24 protein-coding genes are annotated in these 18,609 nt (G+C 45.0%); 11 read left to right on the forward strand and 13 right to left on the reverse strand.

What is annotated here, in order from left to right; genetic code table 11:
* Positions 1 to 12: 12 nt before the first annotated feature.
* The 6 genes from rraB to L865_RS0120915 form a co-directional block, all read right to left on the reverse strand.
* A complete protein-coding gene (rraB, locus tag L865_RS0120890) occupies positions 13 to 426 on the reverse strand; it encodes a ribonuclease E inhibitor RraB (protein WP_028775004.1) in 414 nt (137 codons plus the stop codon).
* 24 nt (positions 427 to 450) lie between these two features.
* Entirely contained in the window at positions 451 to 1,182 is a 732-nt protein-coding gene (locus tag L865_RS0120895) for a 1-acylglycerol-3-phosphate O-acyltransferase (RefSeq protein WP_028775005.1), read from the reverse strand.
* A 184-nt stretch (positions 1,183 to 1,366) separates the two neighbouring features.
* Complete coding sequence (locus tag L865_RS0120900) at positions 1,367 to 2,158, reverse strand: metal ABC transporter permease (protein ID WP_028775006.1); 792 nt, start codon at positions 2,156 to 2,158, stop codon at positions 1,367 to 1,369.
* 53 nt (positions 2,159 to 2,211) lie between these two features.
* Positions 2,212 to 3,126: a metal ABC transporter solute-binding protein, Zn/Mn family gene (locus L865_RS0120905; RefSeq protein ID WP_028775007.1), complete on the reverse strand. Its 915-nt coding sequence runs from the start codon at positions 3,124 to 3,126 to the stop codon at positions 2,212 to 2,214.
* Positions 3,110 to 4,318, reverse strand: a complete 1,209-nt coding sequence (locus tag L865_RS0120910; protein ID WP_028775008.1) for a membrane protein — start codon at positions 4,316 to 4,318, stop codon at positions 3,110 to 3,112. Before L865_RS0120910 ends, L865_RS0120905 begins: the two co-directional genes overlap by 17 nt.
* Positions 4,319 to 4,401: 83 nt before the next feature.
* Positions 4,402 to 4,776 carry an ABC-type zinc uptake system zinc chaperone gene (locus tag L865_RS0120915; protein ID WP_157577694.1) on the reverse strand — a complete coding sequence of 125 codons (375 nt, stop codon included), beginning with the start codon at positions 4,774 to 4,776 and terminating at the stop codon, positions 4,402 to 4,404.
* Positions 4,777 to 4,979: 203 nt separating this feature from the next.
* Here L865_RS0120915 and L865_RS26045 point away from each other — a divergent pair, with 203 nt between their 5' ends.
* Positions 4,980 to 5,105, forward strand: coding sequence for a hypothetical protein (locus L865_RS26045; RefSeq protein WP_256870983.1), 126 nt, complete (start codon positions 4,980 to 4,982; stop codon positions 5,103 to 5,105).
* A 194-nt stretch (positions 5,106 to 5,299) separates the two neighbouring features.
* On the opposite strand, the gene L865_RS25695 is transcribed toward L865_RS26045, so the two are convergent.
* Together L865_RS25695 and L865_RS0120930 are read right to left on the reverse strand one after the other, a co-directional pair.
* Entirely contained in the window at positions 5,300 to 5,446 is a 147-nt protein-coding gene (locus L865_RS25695; protein ID WP_157577696.1) for a hypothetical protein, read from the reverse strand.
* Positions 5,447 to 5,479: 33 nt separating this feature from the next.
* Entirely contained in the window at positions 5,480 to 5,815 is a 336-nt protein-coding gene (locus tag L865_RS0120930) for a hypothetical protein (RefSeq protein WP_028775010.1), read from the reverse strand.
* 125 nt (positions 5,816 to 5,940) lie between these two features.
* Here L865_RS0120930 and L865_RS0120935 point away from each other — a divergent pair, with 125 nt between their 5' ends.
* Together L865_RS0120935 and L865_RS0120940 are read left to right on the forward strand one after the other, a co-directional pair.
* Positions 5,941 to 7,545, forward strand: a complete 1,605-nt coding sequence (locus L865_RS0120935) for a mechanosensitive ion channel family protein (protein WP_028775011.1) — start codon at positions 5,941 to 5,943, stop codon at positions 7,543 to 7,545.
* Positions 7,546 to 7,613: 68 nt separating this feature from the next.
* Positions 7,614 to 8,504, forward strand: coding sequence for an aldo/keto reductase (locus L865_RS0120940; RefSeq protein ID WP_028775012.1), 891 nt, complete (start codon positions 7,614 to 7,616; stop codon positions 8,502 to 8,504).
* 83 nt (positions 8,505 to 8,587) lie between these two features.
* Here L865_RS0120940 and L865_RS0120945 read toward each other — a convergent pair whose 3' ends face one another.
* Complete coding sequence (locus L865_RS0120945; RefSeq protein WP_028775013.1) at positions 8,588 to 9,433, reverse strand: MaoC family dehydratase; 846 nt, start codon at positions 9,431 to 9,433, stop codon at positions 8,588 to 8,590.
* Positions 9,434 to 9,902: 469 nt separating this feature from the next.
* On the opposite strand from L865_RS0120945, the gene L865_RS0120955 reads away from it, so the two are divergent.
* Complete coding sequence (locus tag L865_RS0120955) at positions 9,903 to 10,688, forward strand: methyltransferase (RefSeq protein ID WP_028775015.1); 786 nt, start codon at positions 9,903 to 9,905, stop codon at positions 10,686 to 10,688.
* A gap of 22 nt (positions 10,689 to 10,710) precedes the next feature.
* Here the strand turns inward: L865_RS0120955 and L865_RS0120960 are convergent, their stop codons facing one another.
* Positions 10,711 to 11,115, reverse strand: coding sequence for a hypothetical protein (locus L865_RS0120960; protein ID WP_028775016.1), 405 nt, complete (start codon positions 11,113 to 11,115; stop codon positions 10,711 to 10,713).
* 250 nt (positions 11,116 to 11,365) lie between these two features.
* The gene (locus tag L865_RS0120970) at positions 11,366 to 12,247 is read right to left on the reverse strand and encodes a TraB/GumN family protein (RefSeq protein WP_028775017.1); all 882 of its coding nucleotides are present in this window, start codon (positions 12,245 to 12,247) and stop codon (positions 11,366 to 11,368) included.
* 48 nt (positions 12,248 to 12,295) lie between these two features.
* Between L865_RS0120970 and L865_RS0120975 the strand changes: the two genes are divergently transcribed.
* Together L865_RS0120975 and L865_RS0120980 are read left to right on the forward strand one after the other, a co-directional pair.
* A complete protein-coding gene (locus L865_RS0120975) occupies positions 12,296 to 12,607 on the forward strand; it encodes a hypothetical protein (RefSeq protein ID WP_028775018.1) in 312 nt (103 codons plus the stop codon).
* 87 nt (positions 12,608 to 12,694) lie between these two features.
* Complete coding sequence (locus L865_RS0120980) at positions 12,695 to 14,443, forward strand: GGDEF domain-containing protein (RefSeq protein WP_028775019.1); 1,749 nt, start codon at positions 12,695 to 12,697, stop codon at positions 14,441 to 14,443.
* Between the two features lie 53 nt (positions 14,444 to 14,496).
* On the opposite strand, the gene L865_RS0120985 is transcribed toward L865_RS0120980, so the two are convergent.
* Entirely contained in the window at positions 14,497 to 15,024 is a 528-nt protein-coding gene (locus L865_RS0120985; protein ID WP_028775020.1) for a DUF3016 domain-containing protein, read from the reverse strand.
* A 226-nt stretch (positions 15,025 to 15,250) separates the two neighbouring features.
* On the opposite strand from L865_RS0120985, the gene L865_RS0120990 reads away from it, so the two are divergent.
* The 3 genes from L865_RS0120990 to L865_RS0121000 all read left to right on the forward strand — a co-directional run bounded on the left by L865_RS0120990 (position 15,251) and on the right by L865_RS0121000 (position 16,483).
* Positions 15,251 to 15,556 (forward strand): hypothetical protein, encoded by a 306-nt coding sequence (locus L865_RS0120990; protein ID WP_028775021.1) that lies wholly within the window; start codon positions 15,251 to 15,253, stop codon positions 15,554 to 15,556.
* A 104-nt stretch (positions 15,557 to 15,660) separates the two neighbouring features.
* Positions 15,661 to 15,948, forward strand: coding sequence for a hypothetical protein (locus tag L865_RS0120995; RefSeq protein WP_028775022.1), 288 nt, complete (start codon positions 15,661 to 15,663; stop codon positions 15,946 to 15,948).
* Positions 15,949 to 16,171: 223 nt separating this feature from the next.
* Positions 16,172 to 16,483, forward strand: coding sequence for a hypothetical protein (locus L865_RS0121000; protein ID WP_028775023.1), 312 nt, complete (start codon positions 16,172 to 16,174; stop codon positions 16,481 to 16,483).
* 66 nt (positions 16,484 to 16,549) lie between these two features.
* Here L865_RS0121000 and L865_RS0121005 read toward each other — a convergent pair whose 3' ends face one another.
* The gene (locus tag L865_RS0121005) at positions 16,550 to 17,059 is read right to left on the reverse strand and encodes a DUF4240 domain-containing protein (RefSeq protein ID WP_028775024.1); all 510 of its coding nucleotides are present in this window, start codon (positions 17,057 to 17,059) and stop codon (positions 16,550 to 16,552) included.
* A gap of 164 nt (positions 17,060 to 17,223) precedes the next feature.
* Between L865_RS0121005 and L865_RS0121010 the strand changes: the two genes are divergently transcribed.
* Together L865_RS0121010 and L865_RS0121015 are read left to right on the forward strand one after the other, a co-directional pair.
* Entirely contained in the window at positions 17,224 to 17,619 is a 396-nt protein-coding gene (locus tag L865_RS0121010) for a hypothetical protein (RefSeq protein ID WP_028775025.1), read from the forward strand.
* Between the two features lie 75 nt (positions 17,620 to 17,694).
* Complete coding sequence (locus L865_RS0121015) at positions 17,695 to 18,495, forward strand: response regulator (protein WP_028775026.1); 801 nt, start codon at positions 17,695 to 17,697, stop codon at positions 18,493 to 18,495.
* Positions 18,496 to 18,609: the final 114 nt, after the last annotated feature.

Here is an 18,609-nt window from a genome sequence, read left to right on the forward strand (position 1 = left end):
CTTTTTTAACGATTAATGAAACTGATTTTGCTCGTCATCATCGTCTTCATCTTCACGATACTCTTCACCATTTTCATCGATGAAATAAGTACCCCAGCCATCGTAATCGACCTTTAATTTAGCCGCTAGATTGATGAGCTCCTCGCAGGCCTTATCAAGTAAAGCCACTTCAAGGTTGTGGTAAGCAATCGCATCAAAGCAATAAATCACTTTACCATCTTCAAGTTCTAGCTCTTCGGCGTCATTGACTTCGAAACCCAGCTTAAACAACTCAACAGCCGCTTTCTCAAGGGCATCGAATTTCGCTGAAGAAAAGTGATGTTCAATGGTGTACTCCGCTTCAGGGTTTGACCCATCAGCCAATACCGCTTCAACAATCTCTTTATTTTCTTGCTGTTGCTGTTGCAACAGATGCGCTACGGACATACTTGCTCCACAAAAAGGTGTAAATTAAACCGCCGGTTTGGCCATCAAAGCTTGGGCCTCTTGGTTTAATTGTGCCAATTTATCGGCCATTAAACCATGAATACGTGTCGACAGCTCTTTAACCTGTGACTTAGCTAAGCCTTTAGTTTCAATCGGCTCCATCATTTCAATGATGACCACACCGTTATTCCAACGGTTAAGGCGAATGTGTTCTTGGTTCGATGCCAAAACTGGCACCATCGCCACACCCGCTTCTATGGCCGTATGAAAAGCACCGGACTTAAAGGGCAATAAACCTTTGCCACGAGAACGTGTTCCCTCTGGAAATATCCAGATAGACAAACATTTATCTTTAATTTTCCGCGCAGTATTCGCCATTGTCTCAAATGCACGACTACGGTTCTTACGGTCAATTAAGATATTGCCTGATAACCAATACATCTGCCCAAAAAACGGTATCCAAGCTAAGCTCTTCTTACCTAAACTCACCGTACCTTTAGGTACTGCAGCGGTATGGGTAAACATATCAAAGTTATTTTGATGATTTGCCAGAAAAATACACGGTTCTTTGGTTTCTTGCTTAGGGCGTCTAACAATGACTTTAATCCCTAAAACTGGCGCGGCCCATGAAAATATTTTGGCGAACATATGTACGTTATTACGGTGGCGTGGTCTGATTAAACAGAACAAGCAACCAAACACAAATGCCAGTACTAGCATAATAGCTAAGATCAGAGATCTGAGAATTAATAGCACAACATACTCCTGTGAAATCGGTGGCCGTATTATAGCAGCAAGCCAAAACGACTTACACCTGTAGCCTGAGTTAATCGCTAACACTTTGACTTTAAGCGTAAAGCCTAACTATGAAATGCGGATGACATCATAGCCAACACCAGCAACTTCACCAGTTAATTTGTGTTAATTAACCCTATTATCGCTAATTTGGTGCATTTTTCGCTGCTAAATCTAACTGATCAGACCTTTTCAGCAAAAACCGAAACGACACCGCACTCACTGCAAGCGTAGCCACAATCGCCGCACCACTAGGTAGATCCCATATCGCAGAAGCCAACAAACCGGCAATATAACCAATCAACCCCACCCCATAAGCAATGGCCAACTTGCCACGACCAGCGTACTTGTTGACCGCCAAGGCAGGCAAAATTAAGGTACTAAAGACTAAATACACCCCAACAAGCTCTACCGACAAGGTGATGACAATGGCAAACAGTAGATAGAATCCCATACCATCTAGGATTGATGGACGCAGCACAACCAAGGACAACACCGCAATCGACACTATGGCGGGAATGACTAATTGTGACCAACTGACCCACAAAATTTGACCTGACATCAGTTGCTTGAGCATCTCTGCGCCGTGGGGATCATTAGCCAGCAATAACATCGCTGCCACCGCCGCCAACACATAAAAGCAGCCTATCACCGCCTCAAGCTCATCGCGCATGCGTTGTGACAGCCACGCAATCACTGCAGCACCGGCCAGTGCGAACAAAGCTGGCATCCAGAAATTAACGTATGGCAGATGCTCTAAATCATGATTCGTATGGGCAAAAATCGCCCCTAGTGCTGCAACCTGCGCAATAGCGAGATCGATAAAGATAATGCCGCGTTTGAGTACTTGGCGGCCTAGAACTACATGGGTAGAAATAACTAAAATACCTGCAGCAAGTGCAGGTAATAGAATAGAGAGCAGATCCCAATCAAACATAATGTTATCCCAAAACGGGCTTAGGCAAGCCAGGCTCACCTAAGCCGCTAGGTTTATTTTGACATTGTCGTCAACATCATTGTAATGACACTATCATAAAACGAGAATAGATCTTGGCTTTGCTTGTTACCACCAACAGACATAGGTAGCTGCAACACGGGAATGTTAGCTCGCTCACCCAGCCATTGTGCACCACGATCATCTTGGTAAGAAGTGATAATCACTGCAGCAATATCACCTTGATTAGCCCTTGATAACAGCTGACTTAAATGACTAGTGCTTGGAGGTAATCCAGGTTTTGGCTCTAAGTCGCCTACCTGCTCCATACCCAACCAGTTAAATAGATAACGATAACTGGTATGGTAGGCAATCACCTTTTTACCTTTTAGCTTGGCAGCCTGTGCTTCCCACTGGGGAATTTTTGCTTGCCAGCGCTCGGCAAAATCAGCATAAGCTTGGCGATATTGCTGAGCATTATCCGCATCAACTTGCGCCATTTTTTCACTTAAAGCTTCACCAACCTTAAGCAAGCGATAAGGATCTAAATGCAAATGCGGGTTACCTTTGGCATGAACATCGCCCATCGAGCGATCCACTTCCTTAAGCTGATCTAATGTCTCTACATGGTCTGCTGCGAAAAACAATCCTTGATCGGTCGAGCGCACCTTAGCGTTAGATGACTTCATTTGCAGCATAGGTAGCCAACCAATCTCTAAATCAGCTCCGGCACACACAGCGATATCCGCTTGGCGCATTTTGGCAATCAGGCTTGGCCTCGCTTGCACTTGATGTGGGTCTTGCATTGCCGTAGTGGCAGAGTAAACCTTAGCATCTGGCGCAATCTCTTGCGCTAGTGCGGCATATTCTGGTTCACAGGCAAAGACGTTCAAACCCGCGTGGGCCATTGAGCTTACACTCAATGCCGCCGCCGGAATGACCGCTAATAACCATTTAGTATTGATGCGCACCGTGAGCCCCCAATGTCATGACATATTGAAGTGTGATGATATTGTCATCTTCGAAACCTTCAAAGTTAGTCCCTTGCTGGTTAGTGTATTGTAGACGCACTGTCGAAAAGTGACTGTGATGCCACGCCAAACTCACCTCGGTTTCTTTCAACTTTTGGCCGTGGAAATGATCCTCATGTAGCTCTTGAGTATCAACTTCGCCATAACGCAGACCTGCAGACCAGTTAGGGCTGAACTGATACACACCACTTAGGTACCAACCAGTTAGGTCATCTGGGCCGTGATCATCGTGACCGGCTTCATGTTCATCATGGTCATGATCGTGCTCATCTAATGGAGCAAAGTCAGTGACCTTGAAGTACTCACCACTTAATGTGAAGTGTTGATATTTGTAGTTGCCGTCAGGTGCCCACTTATAGACAAAATCAGCAATATAGGTGTTCTCACCGGTATAGCGGGCAGCATGGCTATGGTCGTGACCATGGTCATCATCGCCATGCTCTTCATGCTCATCTTCTTCATGTGCAGTTAAACGGCCATTTTCATTACGTAGATAACTTAGGCCAACCTGCCATGAGCTACTGACACCAATATCACCGCCAAACTTAGTGTAGGCAGAATACACACCGACATTTTCAAACTCACGCTCGCCATGTTCATCTTCAGCGCGCATGTCATCACCCTTAAAGGCTTCGACACCCATAGTCCAATATAGGTCTGTTGGCGCAACATAGTCTAGACGTACACCATCATCAAAATAGTGACCGCCAAGGAAGGCGCGGTAAGCAGCAGGTCTGTCTGAGAAAGAATCTGTGTGGACATGCTGGTTGTTTAAGTAACCAACATCAGATAAGAATCGACCTGCGCGAACTGAAAAGCCACCTGGCATCGCCAGTGTTTGGATAAAGGCTTCTTCTAGCCCTAACTCTGTATCGCCGTCATGCATTTCAACGATGGCAGTGACTTTACCGTAAAACATATCATCGATATTGGCACTCATCGCAAACTCAGTATGACCAAGACCAAATCCTTCAACGCGCTCAGCCATTGGGCGTTCACCCGACTGATAGTAGCCATCTAATACCGCACTAATGTTTGGATTAGTCAGTGACGAATCCTGTGCAGAAGCTGACATAGATACCATAGCGCACGCTACCGCAACCGAAGATAAACGGGTAGTAAGGGTTTTCATATTTTCTCCAAATAACTCTAAGTCCCTTTCAGCTCGCAGCCAAAAGGTTAATTTATTAAATTTATTGTTAAATTAAGGAACGACTATATTTGGGGAGGCGCGCGGCTGTGGAAGTAGTGGCTTTGAGGGTTATCAACCTCTTGCACCAATTCCACCACAGGAATATGAACCTGCTTAGCAATTTCAAAACTATGCAGTGAGCAAGGTAGAGCGGTATTAAGCTGCAGCTTCTGAATACACAGCGTACAGTCATTAAGTGCACCATGGTCAATATGCTCAACGCTATGTGCGGATGTTGCAACAGAAAAGCAAAACAATAGGGCGCTAAGCCATATTGCTACTCCTCGTGTTATTTTCCGCCGCATTGAAAACATCAAAGTGTGCTCTAAATCAAAATTGTCACCAAGTTTAGGGATCACAACCTTGAAGTCAAGCGACTCTTTAACTACAAACTGCATTTATCTGCTAATAAAATGTAACGGTTTGAGTCATAATTTAGCTTAAAATAATGCAAAACCATGAGCTTGGTCACTAACAGCCTGATACAATTAATACTGGCTTAAGTTCGGCGCAGTAATATGGATTGATAAAATCGACTTAGCTAAAGTAAACTAATGTGAACCAGTTTACTCATCACTTTAACAAGACAGGAAACCTGACAATGAAGGAATTTTTTCGCGAGAACTTCAAAATGATCTTCTGGACAACAGTGTTCTTTATCGCTGTTGGTGGTGGTATCTACTATGTAGAAGCAGCACTAGAAGCTCAAGTTCAAGTGATCGATTAATCACTTAGCTTGTTAGCACTTGGAGTGACGTTGGCCCATATGATTACCAACGTCCTCCCGGTGAAAACACACAAGGCAAAGCCTGTACTGACAACCCCTTAGCAAAACCTCCCAGCAAACCACTTCTGCTTAACAAGTCAGCATTATCGCCAAGCAATGGATTGGTATTCACAACCCAAACAGCCATTATCGACTTAGTTTAGCTTGGGCCCAATGAGTTTACCGGCCAAATATCCTGCAAAGTACATTCCGACGACAAAGACAAAAATGGCCACCAATAACAGTAACGTTTTTTGCGGCACATTGCGCTTCGCCCACCAAGTCTGTAACCCGCTAAACATATCCCTATCCTTATTGTTGGTAATCGCGAATCATTAGCGATATTTTTGTCTGTGCTCTTCGTCCGCCGCATCATCCTGTTCCGGGGCTTCAATCACCTTAAGGTGGTCCATCATGTGACTAACCAATAGCATCATAGTCGACAAAATCGCCACTGGGGTTGTGACCGTTCGCCACTCGGCATAAAAGTAGCCAATCAGCAATGCAATAGCCCCAATGTAAAAACCGGTAATCTTGATATAAGACAACGCGACACTTTTACCCAACCAGGCAAAACAGTGCGGACACTGCACTTCAGCACTCAGCCCTTTTCCACGTTGGGCGTTAACGGTATCGACACGAAATGACTGACTACAATGGGTACACAACACAATACTGGCTCCGAATAATGGGGGCGCTAGTTTACCAGAAACTCACTATTTTCGCTGAACTCAATTTACATTCGGCAAAACAAAGGACTATCATAGTTAACTACAAACGTAACAGGATATTACCTATGAATCGCGTCCTTGCTATCGTGTTGCTCACCTTAGCGACACTTATTGCCTATCCGGCGGCCGCCGAAACCACCTACGCTGAGATCAATCAACTTCAAAACAACATCATTAAAGATGCAGAGACCCTTAAGAAGTCGAGCGGTGAGTTTAAAGGCTTTACCGAATACCGCATTAAAGAGCATGTAAGAAAGTTAGAGGCCAAGCTACAAGAGTTAATGGAGCGCCCTAACCCTGATGCGAAAAAAATGGTGCCACTTTTAGAAAGCCACTTAAACTTTTTAGATCAAGTATTACTGTACTTTCATAATGACATGGTCACTAAAGTGGCTGAGCTTGGTAAAGGCAATGATACCGATATCATGCTGGCATTGGCTAAGCGAGAGCGTGAACGAGATGAGATCTATTTATCCACCCACCATACATTACAATGGCTGGCGACTTTAGGTGTAGATGTCAGTAGCAAGCAAGCCACTTTTGTTAAAGAACTCAAAGAGCGCGCAGATAGCTTAAATAGCTTTGTGCAATATACTCAAGATCAGCTTAAATCTGCCGTCGAAGAAGCGGCGGCTGCGGGCAAAGATGTCAGCACTGAGCAAACAGCTCGTGTTACAAGACTCAATGAGCGGTTAGGGCTAAGCAACACCACCTTAAGCTCATTAATTGAATTACTTGACAGTTTAGGCCAAGACACCACCGAACTGAAACAAACCTTATTCAGTGTCTCCGGTGATATTACCCAAGATGTACTTAACTTTGATGTTGCCACCAGCTTACTCGAAGATTGGGCCACTGCCGCGCAAAACCAAATTGTTGAAAATGGCCCAAGTGCCATGTTCAAACTGTTTATTTTTGTGTTGATTATTTTTATCGCCAGCCTAGTAGGCAAAGGCGTGCAGCGTATAGTGAGCAAAACGGTCAGCAATTCTAAACTGCGCTTTAGTCACCTGTTGCAGGATTTCTTTATCTCACTATCTGGCAAAGCAGTAATGACGCTGGGGGTATTAATTGCCCTATCGCAGCTCGGCTTTGAACTCGGGCCACTACTCGCAGGTTTTGGTGTCGCCGGTGTGATTATTGGTTTCGCTTTACAAGACACGCTATCTAACTTCGCCTCAGGCATGATGATTTTGATTTATCGTCCCTACGATGTCGGCGACTTGATTAATGCCGGTGGCGTCACCGGTAAAGTTAGCCATATGAGCCTAGTGTCAACGACGATCAAAACCTTAGATAACCAACGCTTAATCATCCCTAATAATAAGATTTGGGGTGACACCATCAACAATATTACTGTGGAACATCAACGCCGTGTCGATATGACCTTTGGTATTGGTTACAGTGACGATATTGAAAAAGCGGAAAGGGTACTCAACAGTATTGTTGAAAAACATCCTAAAGTGCTACAAGACCCAGAGCCTATGGTGAAATTACACCTACTTGGTGAGTCATCGGTTGATTTTGTGGTGCGTCCATGGGCCAAACCCGAAGACTACTGGGATGTATATTGGGATATCACTCGTGAAGTGAAAATGCGCTTCGATGCGGAAAATATCTCAATTCCGTTCCCACAACGCGACGTTCATATCTACCAAACCAAAGATTAATCAACTAACAATAACGGGGCCTCTGGCCCTGTTATTGTATCGATTACCCTGCAAAATTCGGAGCCACTGTGTCAGATACCCCTTTAGAATTGTCTCGCTTTATTGCCGGCTTTTGGCGCTTGTGTGACTGGCAATACACCACCCAGCAAACCCTAAGTTTAATCGAACACTATCTTGAGCGTGGCGTGACGAGCATGGATCATGCGGATATTTATGGTCAGCAACAATGCGAGGTTCAGTTTGGTCAAGCATTGGCGCTAAAACCGCACCTGCGCGACAAGATGCAACTGATCAGTAAATGCGGTATTAAACCGGCTTTTGACCATACTCCTAAACGTTATGTCAATCACTACGATACCAGCGCAGCACATATCATTAGCAGCGCCGAGCATTCTTTGCGGGCCCTGCAAACTGATCACCTTGATCTGCTGCTTATCCACCGCCCAGATCCTTTGATGAATGCCGATGAAGTCGCGCAGGCATTTACCCAGTTACAGCAACAGGGCAAAGTCCTCAATTTTGGTGTATCTAACTTTACGCCAGCGCAATTTGAATTACTGCAGTCTCGCTTTAACAGCAAATTGGTCACCAACCAAGTAGAGTTATCGCCACTGAATATGAGCACATTAGAAGACGGCACCTTAGATCAGGCGCAGCGACTTGATTGCCCGCCAATGGCCTGGTCCTGTTTAGGCGGTGGCGAACTACTTTCTGGGCAATCTGCTCAAGCTAAACGATTACAAAGTTGCTTAAGCCACATTGCTGAGCAACATGGAACCGATGACATTAGCCAAATTGTCTATGCCTGGGTATTGGCGCTGCCCTGCAAGCCTCACCCTATTATCGGCTCAGGTAAACAGCAGCGGATTGATATGGCAGTAGCCAGCGAACATATCCAGCTAGACCGCCAACAGTGGTTCAGTATTTGGCAGGCAGCCAAGGGCCACAGCGTGCCTTAGTCGGCCTACCTCAGTGCAATAATAAAAAACCGAAGCATTGGCTTCGGTTTTTTTATCTAAAGACGACTTTATCTCAAAACGGCTTATAAGTAACTTATCGCACCGCTTAAGTGTGGTCGGCGGCCGCGGCTATCTCGCAGCTCGAAGCGCACGCTGTCATTGCCATCTTCCTGCACACACTCAAAGCCAAACTTAACATCAGCAGGTAGCAACAAGGGTAATTTAAAGGCCACATCCACAGTACAAGGTCTGTCAGCAATTTGTGGCGCTAACGCCGACACAACGCGCGCTTTTGACCACATACCATGGGCCAAGACACGATCAAACCCAAAACGCTTAGACACCACAGGATGCAGATGAATCAGGTTGTAGTCACCAGACGCTTTAGCGTAGCGGCGGCCTAAATCATCGTTTAGTTGCCACTCACTTGGATTCTCCCATGCCATTGGGCTAGCTTTAGGTGGACGCACTCGACGTCCACCGCTTTCAATACGATATAAGTAAGTCGACAAGGATTCCCACACTAGTTCATCGCCCACGTAGGCTTTAGAGACTAAGGTAAACTCAAGTCCAGCGTCTGTTTGTTGGCTGCTGGTAAGCGCACAATCAAGATTGAACGATTCATCAACCGACAAGCTGCGATATTGGGTAATGCTGTTTTTAAGGTGAATCATCCCCAGTAACGGGAACGTAATGGCTTTGTGGGTAAAAATTACCGCATGCAGACGAAAAGCCATCACATATAAGTAGGTCAATGGTAGTTTTTGGCCATCAAACTCAAAGCCGCACACTTGCGCATATTGCGCAACTTTGTCAGCGCTTAAACCAACATTGGGGCAATTGACTTCGATATGAGGTAAAGCCTGTTGATCCCAACCAGGTTTACGACCTAAAAAGATCTTACGATAAAGCGAAAACAGTGACGGCATCGCCTTTAAATCTACCGATATTTTACTTTCCACGCGTATTGGACCTTTTAAAAAAACACCACTGAAAATTTTAAGAGCGCGAGTATACCCAAAAATTTCATTGAAAGCTAAATTCAACGCTTGCATAGCAAGGCACCGCCAACCACGAGGCACTCACTCTATTGCAGCCAGTATCAGTGGCCGATTGACTCAACGCGCTGTTGGTAAACATCTTCAAGGCCGGCACCTGAAAACATGCTTGCTGCCTGCTTGAGCTATTCAAGCCAAAAGTAAGCAGCCCAAACGCACCCAAATGACCCGCTTTAGTGGCTCAGTTTCAACAGTAACCCGCTTAAACGTAGCAAAACGGGTTGCCTATCTCAGTATCACTAAATTTTTGCCGAGCGACCTAATCTTTATACTGATTAGCATGAGTTGTATGGCAAAATAACCCCGTAAGAATTAATAGCCCTGCGGGTGGAGTACACAGTTGCAAGACAAAAATTTTGACGCGTTGGCACACAAGTTTGCCAATAACATCTATGGCTCAGCAAAAGGTCAAGTACGGGAAACCGTTGTATGGCGCGATCTTAAATGGGCACTGCAACAACTAGGCAACGGTAAACAATCATTACGTATTTTAGACGCTGGCGGCGGATTTGGCCCATTTAGCCAGAAACTCGCTAAACTGGGTCATCAAGTCGTGCTATGTGATATTTCACAAAAAATGCTCGATATAGCCAAAGAGCAAATCGAGCAGCATCAACAACAGAGCGGCCAGCAGCTTGATATTCGTTTAGTTCACGGTCCAATTCAGGGTTTGTCTGCCGGCGAGCATGGCAAATTTGATTTGATTCTTTGCCATGCCGTCACCGAATGGCTAGCTGATGCGCAAACGACCCTTAGCCAACTGCCAAGCACGCTTAAAGACGATGGACTCCTGTCTTTGATGTTTTATAACAAAGAAGCCATGCGTTTCTTTAATCTCGTATCTGGTAACTTTGATTATGTGAACGCTGGGCTAAAAGTGAAGAAAAAGGTGGGCTTAACCCCTACGCATCCGGTTTACATCGATGAGGTGCGTGATTGGGTAACTAACTGGAATATGGGCATCATTTATCAATCCGGTGTGCGAGTAATATGTGATTACCTTAAAAATCATCAGCCCGAGAGCGCGACTTTCGAGCAACTACTGGCAATGGAGCTGACCTATTCAACGCAACCTACTTACATTCCACTGGGACGTTACGTGCACTTTATCTGCCAACCCAACTAATCTATTGCCCAATAGTCATGGGCTAGAACTGGTAACGGACTCCCGCTATTGCTTCTAGCTCAACACTGACGTTATCGATTAAGTAAACACTGGGCTGGGCTTCAATAAAAAACCGGAACTGTTCGACGGCGGTGTGGGCTCCAAATACCGCCCTGACAGCAAGCTTGGTATCTTTATCACCACTGAGGTTGTCGAGCTTACCGCCGAAGCCATAATAAAAATGCTGGGTATTAGCAAAATTGAACAGTTTGTCTGCCGTTAATGACACATCATCAAGTCCGACACCAATTTTTATATCGTCAAACTTAACGTTAATACCCGAATCAGAGCCTAGCATGATGCCAACTTGCGGGGCTGACATGGCTGCACTGCTTAACGTGGTTAACGCAGCAGCGACTAACAGGTGATTTAGGGCAATACGCGGCATGGCTTGAGTCTCTATTTACTAAAAACTAGCCAGCCTAATTAACTCTGTTGTTTTTGTAAAAGTGTCCTAATCGTAATCGGCTAATTTGGCGTCAAATTCAGAATCAAGCAACGTTATTCATGCTTATTTTCAGCACCATCACAACAGTTAAAGGCATAACAAAGCAACTTAACAACAGCTGTATCAGCAGCGTCATTAAAAGCAATGAGCCTACCAAAAGGCGCCCACTTGAAGTCTCAGCGTTAGCGAATTATTGACAACTTTGCTGCCAACAATTACGCACCTTACCACCGTGGCTGCGCATCTCATCGACAATACTCTGTTTACCGACAACATGTCCGGCACCCACCACAATAAATAGTGGCTCAGCAACCGTGGCATCTTGCATTAAACGGCGAATACCTGTAGCCATATCAACATTGCGCCGCCAAAGGATCTGTTCAATCATCTGAGTGTCGCCATCTTCGACCATCTGCTCGGTCATTAATTCACTTAAAGCCTGTTCATCACCGTTACGCCATGCCTCAACTAAAGCCAGCATCTCTTTATCAGAGCTTTCAATGGCATCGGCGACCATCTGCCATTGTTGCTCGCGATTGAAACCTGACAGTAGCTTAAATTGAAACTCACTGGATTCAAGCTCATACAGGGGGCGCTGACGATTTTGTTTTACAAAACGGCCATCAACGCCATATTCAGCACTGAACCCCAACTGCTCAAAACGCACCATGCCAATTTGCACTGACTGCAACCAAGGCGAGAAACTGGCAATAGACTGGCACAGCGGTTGCTGACTTTGGCAGTATGTGGTCTTTAATGACTGAGTGTGTGGATCAATACCTGAAGGATCTAGCCCGTACTGACGAATCATCGCCATTACATCAATATTGTCGGTATCCACTTCCACCACTAAGCCTGACGCGTTAGCAAACTTCTGTTCGATAATGTCCGCCATAGGGTAAAAGTCAGGCTGTCCGACATGGATTGAGCCAAGTAGATAGGCAGTCTTACCTTGGTAGTTAATTTGATAGAATGGCGGCGTATCGGCAGCGACAGCGGATGACCAAACCCAAATTGCCATTATGGATGCACCAATAGTTTGCACTAATCTGTTAGCGTGACTTGTTGCCATCTGCTTCGCCCCTTATAATTCGGCTAAATTTTTAACCCAGAGGCTGTTATGCCACATACTCGTGTTATAGAGCAACTTAAACAGAACTTACAAACAGCTTATCGCCAAGCCATTGATGCTGATGCCAAACTCGATGAACTTAAAAAAGTGGGACATGGCAAGTTTGCTAGCATATTTGGCAAACAACAAGGTTTTAGCACCGAGAGCAATCGCTTTGGTCCTTACGTGCAGGAGCTTGCACAGCAATTAACCGAAATATCAGCAGATAACGCTAATATTAATGAGCAAATAGAGCAGTTTGTGCCAAAGCTAGCTGTGCTACTGCAAACCTTGCAAGCGTTTAAAAACCAAGCAAAATAGTCAATTTGTGACAGCAAACAAATATTGTCATATTGCTGTCATTGTCTGGTAATAACATTTCGTCCGATATTAAAAAAGGCGGACGAAATGACAGCGATAGATCTTGGCAAGGAGCTAGATAGAATAATTGGTCAGCAAAAGATCAATGCACTATTTCAGCCCATTTTTAATATCAACACCCACTCGGTTCATGGTTTTGAGGCTTTAAGCCGCGGCCCCGAGCATAGCCCTTTGCACTCACCTGTGCCGTTATTTAAAACCGCTGCTTATGAAGGTCGACTATCAGAGCTAGAAGAGGTGTGCCGACGGATCTCCATCAACAGTTTTGATCAACATGCTCTACCGGGAAAACTGTTCATCAATATCTCTCCCAAAGCGTTGCTGGAGCCCAATCATGCGAAAGGGCTAACATTAGGCTTAGTACAAGAGCTGGGGCTCAACCCCAATCAAGTTGTCATTGAGCTTTCTGAGCAGTATCCAGCAGACGATATCGATCTACTCAAAGAGTGTTTGAATCATTACCGCAGCCAAGGTTTTATGACCGCCATTGACGATCTAGGTACCGGGTATTCTGGGCTAAGATTATGGTCAGAGCTGGCTCCAGATTATGTCAAAATCGATCGCCATTTCATTAAAGATATTGACCAATCGCCGGTGAAACAGGAGTTTGTTCGCTCCATTATTGATCTCTGCCAAAGTCTCACTTGTAAGGTGATAGCTGAAGGCATTGAAACCAATAGTGAAATGGCACTGCTCCAGCAGCTCGGTATCATCTATTGCCAAGGGTATTTACTAGGCCGACCGGAAGCACAGCCTAATAAGGTGTTTCAGCCCCTGTGCCTTCCCGACTTACCTAAGCAACAAACCCGCTATGCTGAATCGGCAGAAAGTTTATGTACCAACGCCATCACGGTATTACCAGGCACTAAACTCAAACATGTCAGCGACATGTTTATCGCACAATCTTCGTTGCAAGCCATTGCAGTAGTGGAGAATGAGTACCCGCAAGGATTGGTCGATAGGGCCCACCTTATGGAGCTGTTTAGCACCCCTTACGGTCGCGCCTTACATGAAAATACCAGTGTGGCCGAGGTCATGAATGGCAAAATTCTGAAGGTGGAAGCCAGTGACCCAATTTCGACAGTCAGCCAATCCCTTACTGCCGAGGATAATCACGGTAACGTTGCGCAACAGTTTATCGTGATGCGTCAGGGAAAATTCATGGGCATTGGCCACACCAAGGATCTATTGCAGCAGCTCACTGAACATCGAATTAAGATTGCCCGTCACGCCAACCCACTCTCTGGATTACCGGGCAATATCCCTATCCAAGAAGAGTTGCAACGATTGCGAAATCACCAGCGGGACTTTTATTTAGCTTACTTTGATATCAGTTACTTTAAACCCTATAACGACATTTATGGATTTTGTCGCGGTGATGAAGTGATTCAAGCGGTGGCACAATTACTGAATAAGCAACAAAGTAGCGACAATTTTATCGGCCATATTGGCGGTGATGACTTTGTGATCATCAGTACCAGCAATGACATCTTGCAGCAGTCGATGCAGATTTTAAAAGCCTTTGAACAAAGCAAGCAGCTGTTTTACAGTCAAATGCATTGGCAACAACAAAAAATGGTCGCCGAAGATCGCAAAGGCCACATGTGTGAACACGAACTCATTGGCTTATGCGTCGGCATTCTCCCGCCAATTGTGACATCTCGCTGCAGTGAGCAACAGCTATCGACTTATAGCGCCGCAGCTAAAAAGCAGGCCAAAACCGCCGCCAACTCTTTCAGTTTGTTTGAAGTCATCGACGAGCCCAGTGCAGCCTAAATAAAAGAAGGCGAATCGGATAACCGATTCGCCTTAATCAAATAATGTTTGACTTACTGCAATTTAGGCTCAATGCTCTTTTTAAGCCAATCTTCCATTAAGCGATATTCATACCTTAATGGCTTGTCATCCATGCGGCCGACTTTATGCATAAACCCTAAATCGGTCAGCTTTTCATCGCCCGCCATAATCACTTTGTCACCTTCTAGCACCTGATAGCTAAAATTCATGCGCGGTGGGTAAATATCTTTAATCACCCTAATATCGTTCATAGTGGCGCCAAATGTCGGCCGCACATCACCTGCTAAATCGACATCTGTGACTACTAGCTCCAGTTTTTGATTCGGCTGGAATCGCTTCTCAACCTGCTTGCTGAGCTCTTTGGTTAAATTATCAAAAGTACGTTGCTCGTAACGAGATTGAATGTCACTTGCTGCTTTGACATCGCGATAGCTACTCGGATCTTGCCAAGTAATCTTAACCTGACCCACTTCAGTGACAGGATCTGGCTTTGCTTCTTCCGCTACAGCCACATTAACAGAGGCAAGAGCGCCCACAAATAGTAGATGTTTTAACTTCATATCCGCCTCCTCAGGCTGCATGTTGTGATTTCAAGCCATACTCTACAAAAGCTAACCTGAATATTAGCTTAATGCAAAGCACGCTAATACTAAGCCACTGTCATTTGGATTTTTTCATGACCAAACAGCAGTTATCAATGCGGGCTCACACGCCGACACGCAAGATGTATCAATTAGTAACCCACAGCGTTAAACTCTTGCCGTAACTATATAGACAGGCGAAATCATGAAAAAATTCACTCCTTTTTTATTTATTGTCAGCATTATCGCTATTGTCGCGTTCGCAATAAGCCAAATAAATCAGTCGGAGCAGCACCATTACAGTGAGACTTGGTCTGCATTTGTCTATACCCACGGCTATAACTCCGGCCGCTACCAGAAAACCGATGACTTCAGTGATTATCAACAATGTAAGACGTTTGCTCAGCAACAATCTGCCGACCAGGGCGATGTGGTGTGGCAGTGTGGATTAAACTGCCGTTTTGATAGCAGCCGCCAGGGCTTTCAATGTGAGACAATGAAAAATCACTAATTCAGCTTAGATTCAAGTTCAGACTGCTAAAATACGCCTCTTTTGGCACTGGCAGCAACATGGCTACCAGTGTAATCGTATCACCGTTTATTTAGGAGTCATCAATGGCCCGTTCAATTAAGGCTTACCTGCCTCTATCCGCTGTCGCTTGTGTTCTAGTGCTTAGCCAAAGTGCCTTTGCTGCAAATTCAGATCAAGAAGCATCATTGGCCCACATCGAAGGAGTCAATGAAATACTCGCTGACAACACCCTGGCATTTCCCAGCGCTGAAGAACAGCTACAGCAAATTCAAGCGGAACTCGCCAATGAGGATCAAGGCAGTGCAAGCATCTATTGTGATGATACCCAAGTTCAAGATGAGTTTAGCACCTGTCTAGAGCGTGACAAATAAATCAATAACCGCTGTAAATGGCGCTTAGAAAAATGCTTGGTTTTTGTTCAGCAAGAGTTCAGCATCATTGTCGTAACATTCGTATCAAGCAAACGAGGTCACTAAAAACGACCTCAGCAACTAACCACTTTTAGCAGATACTTTGTGACCTTGAAATGATATCTCCACCATGGAGAACACCATTGCCGACGTTAGGTCAACGACATAAATTGGAGTGAACAACATGAGCAATTCAATCTCACTAAAGCAAGTTAACTTTTCTGGCAAAATGGCCCTATTTGCAGCAATCATTTTCGGACTAGCAGCCACGTCACAAGTGAAAGCGGAAGAGTTTACCGCAGCAGAACAGGCAGCTATAGATCACCACCACGCTATTCTTGATCAACAGCAAGCCGTTGTAGAAGACGCGATTATGGATGAGCAACAAGCCGAACTTGAGCAACAGATCGAGCAGCAAGAAACCGCATTTATGCACGAGACTTGCGCTGATTATGGTCGTGACTATGATGAAGAAACAGAAGTTTGTTACGAATAAGCACACAGCTGTGCGATAACAGTTAGTGAAAAAGCGGGCTAAGCCCGCTTTTTCTATTTGGTTTTTTTAAAAAGGGAATCGAGCACTTAACTGCGGATAAACCGCTTTGAGATGCTTTTTCTTGTTGTTGAACTTTTTGCCTTGAGGGCTTGCCTGTCCAGATGGCACAAAAGGCAACTCCTTACCTGTTCGGTCTTCATAAATTTGCCCAGCAATTAGATCATACTCATCAACAAACGGATAAGCGTAGCCATCTTTTTCAGGCCACTGTTCAAGCTGACCTAGCGCATCTGGATCGGCAATAGCTTGTTCAAACCATGTTTTTCCTAGCGAGATAACAAAACAGCGAAATTCCGCAAATGCATACTCTGAATCGCATCCGGTGACCACATAGGCAGCTCCCCATAGCGACCATAGGTAACTGCGGCGCATCTGTATCGCAAAGTGCTTATCAAATGCAGCGAGCTGCTCATCGGACAAAGCCATCAACTTATCATGGAGTTGTTCTGCGAGACTCTGCTGATCTTGCTCTGGGCTCTGGCGAGTGACTAGCTGCCAAAATTCTGCTTCATTCATACCGTACTCTATCTACAACATCAAAGCGCATTGTAACCATGTTAAACCCTTTGACCAATATCTCCCACCTGGATAATTGCTTTGGAAAGCTAAATAAATGGACTATAGACGATGATTTTTCTAAACTCGCATCCCAATATTATCGCCAATTGCTGAGCCATACGATGACCAGACCACCGCTACCTTTGCTTTTATTGATGTTAATGTATTTGCTACTGGCTATCGTTGCGCTGTGGCGAGCAATCGATACCCAGTCGATGGATCTGTTCAGTCTGGGGGTTATTCCGGTACTTATTGGCATGGTACTCAAAGCCAAATGGGCAACGGTTGTATTAAAAGTTTATATTGCAATTCAAGCGCTTGGTTTTAGCGCGTTGGCCACAACCGCCATTTTGGCCTATCAGATCAGTCCTGAAGATGTAAAAGTCGTGGTTGATGGCCAGTCGATTCCAATCCCACTTATCGCGGCGATTGCTATTTTACTGCTTGCTTTTCAGCTGTTTATCGCTTTTTCAAAATCAACAAAGAGTTACCTAACATCCGAACAATCAATCGGGTAGTATAGGTTATCACTATTTAACAACCCCGCTATTAAACGGGGCAATAATAACAAAAACATTTAGAGATCAGGGATTATGAACACTTTGCTCCCCAGTGAGCTGTCGATACTGCTTGTCGAGCCATCGGATACCCAAAGAAAGATTATTGCTAACCATTTGCAAAATGAAGGCATTAGCCAAATCCAAACGGCCAGCAGCATCAGCGAAGCAAGCGACATCATTCACCGCCACCAACCAGACTTGATTGCCAGCGCCATGCATTTTGCTGATGGTACCGCTATCGATCTCCTTAAAACCATCAAACAAAACGAAGCCTTACAAGACATTCAGTTTATGTTGGTGTCGAGCGAGTGTCGCCGCGAACAGTTAGAGGTGTATCGCCAGTCAGGCGTAGTGGCAATCCTGCCTAAACCTTTCACTGCAGAGCATTTAGGTAAGGCGCTCAATGCCACCATTGATCTACTCAGCCAAGATGAACTCGACCTAGCCCATTTCGATGTGCATAACTTACGGGTACTGGTAGTCGATGACAGCAAAATGGCCCGTAATATTATTCGCCGTACCATTACCAACCTGGGCCTAAAGCTGATCACCGAAGCCACCGACGGCGCTGAAGCCATTGAGTTATTACAAGAGCATATGTATGACTTAGTCATTACCGACTACAACATGCCCAATGCCGATGGTCTAGCCTTAACAGACTTCATCCGTAAACACAGCCAGCAATCGCATATCCCTATTTTAATGGTGTCATCTGAGGCTAATGATGCCCATTTAAGTAATGTATCCCAAGCTGGGGTTAACGCACTTTGTGACAAGCCATTTGAGCCACATATTGTAAAACAACTGTTATACACCCTACTTGATGATGAATAATCCACCAATTTGGCAATAATTAGCATTTTATTCAGCGTAAAGCTCTTTCCAATTGTTTCGCCTTATGGCATGTTAGGTCTCAGCGTTACTGAAATTGCTAAGAAAATCTACGGA

This window comes from Shewanella waksmanii ATCC BAA-643 (genome assembly GCF_000518805.1).
In the GTDB taxonomy this organism is placed as follows: domain Bacteria; phylum Pseudomonadota; class Gammaproteobacteria; order Enterobacterales; family Shewanellaceae; genus Shewanella; species Shewanella waksmanii.

Coding starts and splice junctions, on each gene's coding strand:
- rraB (WP_028775004.1), bottom strand. CDS start 426: ATGTCCGTAGCGCATCTGTTGCAACAGCAACAGCAAGAAAATAAAGAG.
- L865_RS0120900 (WP_028775006.1), bottom strand. CDS start 2,158: ATGTTTGATTGGGATCTGCTCTCTATTCTATTACCTGCACTTGCTGCA.
- L865_RS0120910 (WP_028775008.1), bottom strand. CDS start 4,318: ATGAAAACCCTTACTACCCGTTTATCTTCGGTTGCGGTAGCGTGCGCT.
- L865_RS0120915 (WP_157577694.1), bottom strand. CDS start 4,776: ATGCAGTTTGTAGTTAAAGAGTCGCTTGACTTCAAGGTTGTGATCCCT.
- L865_RS26045 (WP_256870983.1), top strand. CDS start 4,980: ATGAAGGAATTTTTTCGCGAGAACTTCAAAATGATCTTCTGGACAACA.
- L865_RS25695 (WP_157577696.1), bottom strand. CDS start 5,446: ATGTTTAGCGGGTTACAGACTTGGTGGGCGAAGCGCAATGTGCCGCAA.
- L865_RS0120935 (WP_028775011.1), top strand. CDS start 5,941: ATGAATCGCGTCCTTGCTATCGTGTTGCTCACCTTAGCGACACTTATT.
- L865_RS0120945 (WP_028775013.1), bottom strand. CDS start 9,433: ATGCCGTCACTGTTTTCGCTTTATCGTAAGATCTTTTTAGGTCGTAAA.
- L865_RS0120960 (WP_028775016.1), bottom strand. CDS start 11,115: ATGCCGCGTATTGCCCTAAATCACCTGTTAGTCGCTGCTGCGTTAACC.
- L865_RS0120970 (WP_028775017.1), bottom strand. CDS start 12,247: ATGGCAACAAGTCACGCTAACAGATTAGTGCAAACTATTGGTGCATCC.
- L865_RS0120975 (WP_028775018.1), top strand. CDS start 12,296: ATGCCACATACTCGTGTTATAGAGCAACTTAAACAGAACTTACAAACA.
- L865_RS0120980 (WP_028775019.1), top strand. CDS start 12,695: ATGACAGCGATAGATCTTGGCAAGGAGCTAGATAGAATAATTGGTCAG.
- L865_RS0120985 (WP_028775020.1), bottom strand. CDS start 15,024: ATGAAGTTAAAACATCTACTATTTGTGGGCGCTCTTGCCTCTGTTAAT.
- L865_RS0120990 (WP_028775021.1), top strand. CDS start 15,251: ATGAAAAAATTCACTCCTTTTTTATTTATTGTCAGCATTATCGCTATT.
- L865_RS0120995 (WP_028775022.1), top strand. CDS start 15,661: ATGGCCCGTTCAATTAAGGCTTACCTGCCTCTATCCGCTGTCGCTTGT.
- L865_RS0121000 (WP_028775023.1), top strand. CDS start 16,172: ATGAGCAATTCAATCTCACTAAAGCAAGTTAACTTTTCTGGCAAAATG.
- L865_RS0121005 (WP_028775024.1), bottom strand. CDS start 17,059: ATGAATGAAGCAGAATTTTGGCAGCTAGTCACTCGCCAGAGCCCAGAG.
- L865_RS0121010 (WP_028775025.1), top strand. CDS start 17,224: ATGACCAGACCACCGCTACCTTTGCTTTTATTGATGTTAATGTATTTG.
- L865_RS0121015 (WP_028775026.1), top strand. CDS start 17,695: ATGAACACTTTGCTCCCCAGTGAGCTGTCGATACTGCTTGTCGAGCCA.